This is a genomic window from Streptomyces sp. NPDC050619 (assembly GCF_040654815.1).
In the GTDB taxonomy this organism is placed as follows: domain Bacteria; phylum Actinomycetota; class Actinomycetes; order Streptomycetales; family Streptomycetaceae; genus Streptomyces.
Genome location: NZ_JBFAIR010000006.1, coordinates 245445 through 255606, shown reverse-complemented (window position 1 = coordinate 255606; position 10162 = coordinate 245445). Strand labels below are relative to the sequence as shown.

Below are 10162 nucleotides of genomic sequence, written 5' to 3'. Positions count from 1 at the left end.
CTGGGGAATGCCGGTGGCTGTCTGGGCCGACTGGGGCATGCCGGCTGGCGCCTGGGCCGACTGGGGAATGCCGGTGGCTGTCTGGGCCGACCGGGGCATGCCGGCTGGCGCCTGGGCCGACTGGGGAATGCCGGTGGCTGTCTGGGCCGACCGGGACATGTCGGCGGTCGCCTGAGCGGGCCTGGACATGCCAGGGGGCGCCTGGGCCGGCCGGGACATGCCGGTGGCTGCCTGGGCGGGCGCCTGGAGGGCCGCCTGGGCGGGTGCCGCGGGAGGCTCTTCGCCGAGCAGCCCGCGCGGGATGACCAGGACCGCCTGGATGCCGCCGTAGATGTTGCTCTGAAGCCGGACCGCGATGCCGTGGCGGCGGGCCAGCGCGGACACCACGTACAGGCCGATACGGCCGTCGGCCAGCAGCTTGCTGAGATCGATGTGGTCCGGCTCGGCGAGCAACGCGTTGATCCGCGCCTGCTCCTGCAGCGGCATGCCCAGACCGCGGTCCTCGACCTCGACGGCCAGCCCGGAGGTCACCCGCTGGGCGCGCAGCAGTACTTGGGTGTGGGGCTCGGAGAAGGACGTGGCGTTCTCGACCAGTTCGGCCAGCAGATGGATGACGTCGGCGACGGCATGGCCGCGCAGCGTGCCCTCGATCGGCGGCACCAGCTTGACCCGGGAGTACTGCTCGACCTCGGCGATCGACGAACGCAGCACCTCGGTCAGGGTCACCGGGCGGGTCCACTGCCGGCGGGACACCGAGCCGCCGAGCACGGCGACGTTCTCCGCGTGACGGCGTATGCGGGTGGCCAAATGGTCGACGTGGAAGAGGCCCTTGAGCAGTTCCGGGTCCTCGACCTCGTTCTCGAGCTGGTCGAGCATGCTGATCGCGCGATGCACCAGGGACTGAAGTCGCCGGGCGAGATTGACGAAGACCTCGACCTTCTCCTCAGTGTCCGGCGAGACGCTCTGGGAGGACTGGGAGGACTGTGCCGTCTGCGCCACGACCGTCCGGGCCTGCCACATGGCAACGCTTATCTCATACGCGAGACGGCCGAGTGGGTCTGTCGCGGGCGGAGTCTGATGGGTGAACGGAACCTGCTCCACCGACTCGCCCCGCTCCAGCCGCTGAAGCACGTCCTGGAGGTCGGACTGGCCCGCGGCGACGACACGGGGCAGTGATGCGTACTGCCGCGACACCCGCCGGGCGTCGGCGCGGGCGGCGAACGCGGCACCACCCAGAACGCCACCGCCGAGGACGGCGCCGCCGGTGAGCACGGCCCAGGTGGTCGCGTCAGCGGCGCCGTCCTGGGCGAGCAGGACGAAGACGATCAGAGCGGCGGCGAGGACCGCCATGAATGCCGCGGGAACGACAGCGAGGCGCATCGCGCGGGACCGGTTGGCCGAAACTGTCGGTCCCTCCTGAGCGGGCGGCCTGGCATGTCTGTTCCGTGCCGGGCCCGTAGCGGTCACCCGACCGGGCTCCGAACGCACTGCATAGGTCGGGGTTTCGGGCATCGGAGTCCTCTCGATCAACCGTTCGGACACGCGTCGCGCAGCGCGGACCGACCGTCAACTCGGAACAGAAACCAGACAGTTAATAGGACAGCCACCCTACGCCACCCTCCTCAACCTGACGTACCCGCACCCTGGCACGCAAAGGCAGTTCTGACCTGCCGAACGATCCCCTGACCTCCCTGCGACGCAGGCAGAGGCATGCCTACACGACAAAGGGCCTATTTGCCACCTATGGCGACATGTTGGAGTAACCGCGTGGACGCGACGGCGGGCCACGGTGGCGAGAAAGGTGCGATGCGACAGTCGCCACAGGGTGTCTTGAATCTTCCCATGGTGGGCCGACTCGGGCGGCGGTGTCCACGTACGTCAATCCGGCCGTCGCGGTGGCAGGGGCGCGATCTTCCTGGCCGAGCCGCTGATGGCGGGCATCGGGGTGGCCTTCACACTGATCCTGGCGGGGTGGGGGACGGGGTCAGGGGCGAGGCAGGGCGCGCGCCCGGTAGCATGGTCGACACGGCAGACGAGCCGGGCGGACGGCCGCGTGGAGCCCCCAGGGACTTCCCGAGGAACGTCCGGACTCCATAGGGCAGGGTGGTGGCTAACGGCCACCCGGGGTGACCCGCGGGACAGTGCCACAGAAAACAGACCGCCGGGGATCTCGGTCCTCGGTAAGGGTGAAACGGTGGTGTAAGAGACCACCAGTGCCCAGGGTGACCTGGGCAGCTAGGTAAACCCCACCCGGAGCAAGGTCAAAAGGAGCGCTGTAAAAGGCGGCTCTGCGCGGACGTTCGAGGGCTGCCCGCCCGAGTCCGCGGGTAGACCGCACGAGGTCGGCGGCAACGCCGACCCTAGATGGATGGCCGTCTCCCCGGCCGCCGCGAGGCGACCGGGCGACAGAATCCGGCGTACAGCCCGACTCGTCTGCCTTTAGAGTCCTGACCAGGGCTTATGCATGGGGCTGGGCTCTTTTCCAGGAGAGGCATCGGAAGGACTCGGGACATGCCTCACGGCCATCATGAGATGGCGTCGGTGTCGCCAACGTCCTCGGGTACCGCCGAGTGGAGTAATTTCCGGTTGGCGATTGCGTACGACGCTGCAAAGACCGCCGCGCCCCCGGCACTGATGGCGGCGATCGCGAAGTTCCAGCTGTAGCCGGCCGGCCGGGAGCGCCGCGTCGGATCGTGCGCGCGAGGGTGTTGACCCCGCTCGCGGCAGCGGTCTTCTCAGGCGCGACGTGCTGGACCGCCAACGTGCCGAGGGCGGCATAGCTGATGCCGATACCCCCGCCGAGCAGGGTGGACGCGGCGTACACATCGAGGTCACCCTCGCAGGAGAGGGTTAGCCACAGCCCGGACAGGCCGACCAGCACCGACCCGGACGTCACCAGGGCCGAGGCGGAGAACCTGCGCATCAGCCGGCCGGAGAGCACGGAGAACACCAGCATCAGGGTGGTCGTGGGCAGCAGGTATCCGCCCACGCGCAGCACGGAGGCGTCCCACTGGCTCTGCGTGAACCCGGAGAGCGTCGTCATCATCTCGAACAGGGCGAACCCGAGGAGGAACGAGGCCACGCTGGCACCCACCGTACGGCGGTCGATGAGCATCGTCGGTTCGATCAGCGGGGTCGCGACGCGCCGCGCGGTGACTGCCCACAGCACGCCGGCCAGCGCGGCGGCCCCGAAGACGCCGAGCGTGCGCGTCGCCGTCCAGCCCCATGCACCGCCCTGGCTGGTGGCGAGCAGACAGACCAGGGCCGTGCAGAGCAGCGCGGCCCCCGGGAGGTCCGGGCGGCCCTCGGCGCGCGGTGAACCGCTCCTGATCACGGCCCCTACCAGGACCATGCAGCCCGCCCCGAGGGCGGCGATGGTCCAGAACAGGGCGCGGTAGTTCCCGGCGAACAGACCTGCCATGACCATGCCCGCGCCGCTTCCCAGGCCGACCGTGGCGCTGACGACACCGATGCCGGTGGGCAGCCGGCGCTCCGGCAGCAGTTCGCGGACGATACCCACGGCGAGCGGAAGCAGAGCCGACCCCGCGCCCTGCAGGACACGGCCGGCCACCATCCACGCGATGCTGCCCGCCGTGGCAGTGTGCAGACCGCGCTGAAGCACCGGAAGCATGGGGACGACCACGGTGTTCTGAAGGGTGGCCACCGCGGCCACGAACGCCAGCACCGAGACGGCTGGCCACGGGTTCCGGGAGTGTGCGGGCCGGATGCGGTCCACGGTGGCGAGTGTCCGATTCATGGTGCTGGCGCGCTACACGCCGAGGACGGCCGCCAGGCAGGCGGTGACCTGCTCCTGATGCTCCGCCAGGTAGAAGTGGCCGCCGGAGAACACCCGCAGGTCGAAGCCCGCGGTGGTGTGCTCGCGCCACGCGTCGGCCTCCTCGACCGACGCCTTGGGGTCGGCGTCGCCCACCAGGGCCGTGACGGGGCAGGTGAGCCGCGGCCCCGGACGGTAGGTGTACGTCTCGATCGCCCGATAGTCCGCGCGTACCGCCGGCAGCACCAGGCCCAGCAGCTCCGGGGCGCGGGCCGGCCTCGGGATGGAACTGCCGGAACCACAGCTCCCCGTCGCCCGACCGCTCCGGCGACGGCTCGATTTTCGTCTCGGACACCATGGACGTTCCCCCCCCGTGTGTGCGTGTTCCTCGATGCGTGCGTCCTGTCGCGGCGCCGCCGGGGTACCGGCCGTACCGGCACCCCGGCGGCGATGCGCGCAACGCCCGTCAGTAGGCGACGGCGAGCGTCGCCCGGTGGTGCCGGCTATGAACTGACCCCCCTGGGCCGCACCTTGCTCGAGCCCATCGCGATGGCGGTGCGATGGGCCGAGAAGCACATGGGGGACGTGCTCGACGCCCGCGAGGCGTACGACTGCCGGCAGGGGGCGGGTCAGGACGTCGGGCTCGTGTAGAACACGATCTTGGCCTCGGCCGTCTTGCCCAGCTCGACCGGGCGCCACTGGCGGAAACCGTGCCTACCCAGGTAGGCGCCAATGTACTCAGGCCTCCCCCGAACTCCAGCCTCGTTGTCATGGGCGCCGGTGCGGTGGGGCTCGCTGGAGACATGGCCGCGAACATCATGGGCTGCGCTCCGGTCATTGCTATCGATCTGCACCGAAACCGGCTCGACCTGGCCGCTGAACTAGGCGCGACGCATCTGATAGACGCCGGATCGGGCGACATCGTGGGGACGGTCAAGCGAATCTGTAGGGACGGTGCTGCCTTCTGCCTCGACGCGGTCGGTCTGCCAGAGACCACGCGCCGCTGTGAGCATGCTCGCAATGGGCGGAGTTGCGGCAATCGCGGGCTCCGGTGGAACTGGGTAGGACGCGCCCATCGACCTCGCCCAGCTGATGGGACGCACCGTGCACGGCGTTATAGAGGGCGACAGTGTTCCGCAGTTACTAATTCCACAGCTCATTGATCTCCATCTCGCTGGGCGGTTCCCTTTCGACAAGATCGTGCAGACGTATCCCCTCGACGACATCAGGGGTGCGGTGAGGGATGCCGAGACAGGTAAGACCGTAAAGCCGGTCCTGCTGCACTAACGTCGCGGTTTGATTTTGGTTCACGATGCTGCGGCGTTCGCCGTCGTCTCGAACCTGGCCGGGAAGTTTTCCTGCCCTACCGCCCGCGCTACCGGACGGCCACGACCACGTAGCTCTCGCCGTACTGCCAGACGGGACCCGCCTGAGCGAAGCCGGCCTCGCGCAGCAGGCTCAGGTGGCCGGAGAGGGGCGGGGCGCAATCGGTGCCGGTGTCGGCACCAGCACCGGTCGCCGTCCGGCGGCGGCGCTCGTCGAGCAGGTCGGTCAGTTCCGGGTCGTCCGCGACGGCCGCCCACCAGGACGCCCAGTCCTCGTGGGCGAACGCCTGCTGCCGGTCGGCCCGGCGGCGTCCGACGTGGGCGGTGAGGCCGGCCGGGCCGGCGTGGTCCTGAGGGAGATGGTCGCCGTTGACGAGCACGCCGCCGGGCCGCAGCAGTGCGGCGAGCTGCCGGTACGTACGGCGGAGGGTGTCGGTGTCGAGGTAGTGCAGTGCCGTCGTCGTGACGACCGCGTCCAGTGGACGGTCCAGGTCCAGCGCCTCGGTCCAGCCGGTCTCGCCGATCACCGCGTCGACGTAGCGGGCCGCGTCGGCGTGGTGGGTGCGGGCCAGCTCCAGCAGCAGGGGGTCCATGTCCACGGCCACGATGTCCGCGTCCGGCAGTCGCTGGGCCAGTCTGGCCGCCAGCGAGCCGGGGCCGCAGCCCAGGTCGGCGACGAGGGGCCGGCCCGCGCGGTCCGCCGTGATGTGCTCGACGATGTCGGCGATCACGGTGAACCGCTCCTCACGGTCGACGGCGTACCGCTGCTGCTGCCGTTCCCAGCGCTCCACCCACCGCGCGGCCGTTGCCATGCTCAGCCCCATCGGGTCGTGCCACCTCGCCGTCTTGCACCTGTCATTCCTTGCCTCTCAGAGGCTACAGCTGAAAACGGTTTCCATTCTGCCTGATCGTCCGCATCACTGGTGTCCGCATCAATCGAGTGCGTTGAGAACGGACAGCAACCGGTCGATCTCCTCCGGGGTGTTGTACGCGTGCAGGCTCACGCGCACGGAGTCGGTCTTCTCGCCCGCGCTGCCCTGGCAGTGGCTGTCGGACCGGACCATGAAGCCGTGGCTGAAGAGGATGAACCCGAGGTCGCCCGAGTCGATGGCCCGGTGGCGGAAGGTGACGATGCCCTGGCGGCGCTGGACGGTGGAGTCGGCGGCCAGGCTGAGCGGACAGCCGAGCACCTCGTAGGCGTCCAGGTGGCGCAGCCCTTCGGTGAGCCGGGCCGCCAGGGCGACCGTCCAGCGTTCGACGCGGTCGACGCCGGTGGCGTCCAGCCAGTCCAGAGCCGCCGCCAGGGAGGCGATGCCTGCGGTGTTCGGGGTGCCGCTCCAGCCGCCGGGAGCGAAGGCCGGCCCGCGTGCCTGGCGGGACCAGACCGCGCCGGTGCCGGGCAGGGCCAGGGCCTTGTGCCCGGAGAAGACGACGAAGTCGACGTCCAGGTCGGCCACGGACACCGGCTGGTGGCCGACGCTCTGGGCGGCGTCGAGGCAGATGACCGCGTCCGGGCCGACCGCCCGGCGGATGCGGTGCGGGTTCATGTCGCCGCCGTAGACGTGGTGGACGTGGGTGGCGGCGACGAACCGGGTGCGAGGGCCGGTCAGTTCGCCGAGCGCGATGTGGTCGTAGTCCCCGGAGCCCGGCTGGTAGGGCATCGGCCGGACGCGGACGTGCACACCTTGGCGGGCGAGTAACTGCTGGGTCTCCAGCCAGGGGAGGATGTTGGCCTGGTGGTCGGCGACCGGTACGACGATCTCGTCGCCGTCGGAGAGGAAAGCGGCCAGCCAGTCGCGCGCGATCGTGCGCAGGCCCTCGGTCGTGCCGCTGGTGAAGTGGACGGCGGAACGCTCCGGGTGCGGGTCGCCCAGGAACTCCTTGACCCGGTCGCGGGTGCGCTCGACCAGGTCGGTGGTCCGGTTGGCCCAGGTGTAGGTGCCGCGCCCGGCGTTGGCGTTGGTGGTGGTGAGGTAGGTCCGCACCGCGTCCAGGACGGCCAGCGGCTTCTGTGCGGTGGCCGCGCTGTCCAGGTAGGCGGGCTCCGGGGAGGCCGGCTCCGGCTGCCCGGAGAGGATCGGGAACTGCGCACGTACCTCGCGCTGCCAGGCGCGCAGGTCGTCGAGGTCGGTGGGGCCGTGGTCGCGGGTCGTGGGTGCGGTCATGGCGGTCAGTCCCGTACCAGGGGCGCGCCCGCGTCGCGCCACGCGATGATGCCGCCGGCCAGGCTGCGGACGTCGGGGTGCCCCATCCGGGTCAGCAGCGCCGCGTACCGGGCGGACTGCTCACCCACCGGACACGCCAGCAGCACCGGCTGCCGCCCGCTGAACGGCAGGCCGCCCTGGACCAGTTCCGCGAACAGTTCGTCGACGATGTTGACCGAGCCGTCGATGTGCAGCGCGGCGTACGCGTAGGGGCTGCGCAGGTCGACGACGAGCGGCCGGTCGGTGGCGATCCACGCCTGGGCGTCGGTGACGCCGATGGCGGGGGCTGTGCGTATCTCGGCGTCGGTCAGGTCGGCCGGTGAGTTCTTCCGGGGCGGTCGGCCCAGCAGGTCGGGCCGTCGCTGCCGCACGTAACTCAGATAGCTCTCCACACGGTCGCAGACGATGAATACCGCGACCTGACGCTCCGTCAACTCCTCGTCCAGCTCTCGCAGATGACGTACGGCGCCGAAGTAGGCGGCCCCGCCGGTGGGTCCGGCCAGAATGCCGCACCGGCGGTTGAGGGCCAGCATCCCCTCGATCGCGTCGTCGGAGCTCACCGACTCCATCGTGTCGTACGTGTCCGGGTCGAACAGGCCCACTTCCTGCACTTCGTCGATGGTGCGGATGCCGGGGATGAAGTCGGACTTGGCCGCGACCAGGCCGAGCACCCGCACGGCCGGGTCGGTCTCCCGCAGGACGCGGGCAACCCCCGTCGAGGAGCCCGCGGTGCCCACGCACGCCACGAACCAGTCCGGAGCCCGGCCGTCCAGGTCCTTCACGATCTCCGGTCCGGTGCCGGTGAGGTGGGCCTCCGTGTTGCGCGGGTTGAAGTACTGGTCGGTGTGCAGATAGGCGCTGCCGGAGGCGGACAGATTCCGGTGGAACAGGGTCAGCGGATCGTCGGTCGCGGTCGGGTCCAGACACTCGCTCTGGCCCGGCAGTTCCTCGATCTGAGCGCCGAGCAGCAACAGGAGGTCCTTTATCTCCGGGACTCGCATCCGGTTGGTGACGCTCTTGAAGGTCAGCCCGTGCATGCCCGCGATGACCGCGAGCGCCTTCGCCGTGTTGCCGCTGGACAACTCGACGACCTGGCTGCCGTGTTCGACCGCCTCACTCAGGTGCGGGCGCGCCATGTTCCAGGCGGCCCGGTCCTTGACCGAGCCGAACGGGTTGAGCAGTTCGAGCTTGGCGTACAGATCGATGTTCCGCAGTCCGTGCACGTCCGGGTCGATGCGCACCAGCGGGGTGTTGCCTATGGCCTCGGTGATGCTGTCGTACCTCAATTGCGTTCTCCCGGGAGCGTGAGCGGCCAGTACTGGTCGTCCAGGCACCAGCGCCACGCGTCGCCGTCCTGCCAGACGGCGGCCTGGCGGGCGACGGGCTGGAGCTGGGCGCGGGTGGCGTGGAAGTCCATGGCGTAGCCGGCGGTGTTGGCGAAGACCATCAGGTCGTCCGGCGCGGGACGGCGCGGCAGGAAGACCGTACGCCGGGTGATCATGTCCGTCTCCAGGCACAGGCTGCCGAACAGGTGGACGCCGACGGGCTCTGAGCCGGTGTCCGTGCCCCGCCCGGTGCCGTTCCTGGGGATCACGACGGGGTCCATGAGCACGCCGTGCTCCTCCAGGGCGACGTCGTTCGCCTTCAGCGCCAGCCGTACGAGCAACTCTCCGCCGGTATCCGGGGAGCGCACCTCCAGCACCTTGGCCACCGTGATCCCGCACTGGTCGAGCAGAGCCCGGCCGGGCTCCGTGTACAGGTCGTAGAGGTGCTCCAGCAGATGCGCTGCCAGGGGGCGGCCACCCAGGGAGACGGCGGGCTGCGCCAGCAGTTCGTCGAGGTACCGTGCCCCGGCCACCGGCCGGTGGGCCGGGTAGAGCCCGAGGGCGCCGCGCAGCGTACCGGCCTCGTTGCGCAGTCCGTAGCCGTGCCCGCCCCAGGCCAGGGGCGGGCGTCTGCCCAGCACCGCGGAGGTGAGTTCGGTGGTGTACCGCTCCCACTGCTCGCCGTCGGCAAGGTAGTTGACGCCGAATCCGCCGCCGATGTCCACGGCCCGGGGGCGCAGGCCCCGGCTGCGGCACACCTCCAGGGCTTCCAGGCAGCCTTCCAGGGCCGTCGCCTTCTCCGCGACGCTGGTCGTGTCCAGGTGGTAGGCGACCCCGGTCAGGTCGACCGCGCCGGCATGCCGTTCGACCGCTTTCAGCAGGAGGTCCAACTCCCGTACGGGCGCGCCGAAGCGGCTCGGCCGGCTCAGGACCTTGACGCCGGACGTCTCGAATCCCGACAGGCGCAGCAGGATACGTACGGGGGAGAGCTTGTGTGCGCGCACCAGCGCGGCGAGCTGGTCGAGTTCGGATCCGCCATCGACGCTCACAGTGACGCCCGTGCGAGCGGCGAGCCACAGGAACTCGGGGTTCTTGGGGCCGGTGGCCGTGATCCGGTCAGGTGTGAAACCGGCGCCGAGAGCGTGCTGCAACTCGCCCAGGGAGGCGACGTCCACCCCGGCGTCCGTGGCGGCGAGCCGACGCAGCAGGGCGCTGGAGCGGTTGGCCTTGTGGGCGTAGAAGACCTGGCCCGAGAGATGGTGCTCGCGGTACACGGACCGGAACCGCGCCAGGTTCTCGGCTATCTGGTCCGGCACCACGAGGTTGAGCGGCGAGCCGAGCGCGTCGCTGAGCATGTGCAGGAACTCGGCCGACTCCAGCAGCGATCGGAGCCGCGGCCCGAGCCGGGGTTCCAGATACAAGGGCCCTCCACCCACACGCCGTACCCTCCCACTGAGGCCGTCGCGCCCCTGATCCGGGCACGTCCGACACTTCCCGCGGTTTTGCCGTATACCCCCTTTCCATTCCTCGGTC

Annotated in this window: 8 protein-coding genes, 1 other RNA gene and 1 pseudogene; 3 read left to right on the top strand and 7 right to left on the bottom strand. The window is 70.2% G+C overall.

Features of this window, described 5'->3' with window-relative positions; translation table 11 throughout:
• The coding region (locus AB0I77_RS13475; RefSeq protein ID WP_363282649.1) for an ATP-binding protein at positions 1 to 1380 on the bottom strand (1380 nt) is incomplete at its 3' end.
• Positions 1381 to 2033: 653 nt separating this feature from the next.
• On the opposite strand from AB0I77_RS13475, the gene rnpB reads away from it, so the two are divergent.
• Positions 2034 to 2436, top strand: an RNA gene (gene rnpB, locus AB0I77_RS13470) — RNase P RNA component class A.
• Positions 2437 to 2458: 22 nt separating this feature from the next.
• Here rnpB and AB0I77_RS13465 read toward each other — a convergent pair.
• Both AB0I77_RS13465 and AB0I77_RS13460 read right to left on the bottom strand, forming a co-directional pair.
• A complete protein-coding gene (locus AB0I77_RS13465; protein WP_363282648.1) occupies positions 2459 to 3757 on the bottom strand; it encodes an MFS transporter in 1299 nt (432 codons plus the stop codon).
• Between the two features lie 12 nt (positions 3758 to 3769).
• A pseudogene (locus tag AB0I77_RS13460) lies at positions 3770 to 4039 on the bottom strand (thioesterase domain-containing protein); the annotation flags it as partial.
• Positions 4040 to 4225: 186 nt separating this feature from the next.
• On the opposite strand from AB0I77_RS13460, the gene AB0I77_RS13455 reads away from it, so the two are divergent.
• Complete coding sequence (locus AB0I77_RS13455) at positions 4226 to 4426, top strand: hypothetical protein (RefSeq protein ID WP_363282737.1); 201 nt, start codon at positions 4226 to 4228, stop codon at positions 4424 to 4426.
• Positions 4336 to 4938 carry a zinc-binding dehydrogenase gene (locus AB0I77_RS13450; RefSeq protein ID WP_363282647.1) on the top strand — a complete coding sequence of 201 codons (603 nt, stop codon included), beginning with the start codon at positions 4336 to 4338 and terminating at the stop codon, positions 4936 to 4938. The genes AB0I77_RS13455 and AB0I77_RS13450 overlap by 91 nt, the downstream gene beginning before the upstream one ends.
• Before the next feature lie 212 nt (positions 4939 to 5150).
• Here AB0I77_RS13450 and AB0I77_RS13445 read toward each other — a convergent pair whose 3' ends face one another.
• From AB0I77_RS13445 to AB0I77_RS13430, 4 genes are all read right to left on the bottom strand, one after another.
• Entirely contained in the window at positions 5151 to 5924 is a 774-nt protein-coding gene (locus AB0I77_RS13445; RefSeq protein ID WP_363282646.1) for a class I SAM-dependent methyltransferase, read from the bottom strand.
• A gap of 108 nt (positions 5925 to 6032) precedes the next feature.
• The gene (locus AB0I77_RS13440; RefSeq protein ID WP_363282645.1) at positions 6033 to 7265 is read right to left on the bottom strand and encodes an aminotransferase class V-fold PLP-dependent enzyme; all 1233 of its coding nucleotides are present in this window, start codon (positions 7263 to 7265) and stop codon (positions 6033 to 6035) included.
• A gap of 5 nt (positions 7266 to 7270) precedes the next feature.
• The gene (locus tag AB0I77_RS13435) at positions 7271 to 8590 is read right to left on the bottom strand and encodes a pyridoxal-phosphate dependent enzyme (protein WP_363282644.1); all 1320 of its coding nucleotides are present in this window, start codon (positions 8588 to 8590) and stop codon (positions 7271 to 7273) included.
• Positions 8587 to 10065, bottom strand: coding sequence for a Y4yA family PLP-dependent enzyme (locus AB0I77_RS13430; protein ID WP_363282643.1), 1479 nt, complete (start codon positions 10063 to 10065; stop codon positions 8587 to 8589). The genes AB0I77_RS13435 and AB0I77_RS13430 overlap by 4 nt, the downstream gene beginning before the upstream one ends.
• Positions 10066 to 10162 lie beyond the last annotated feature (97 nt).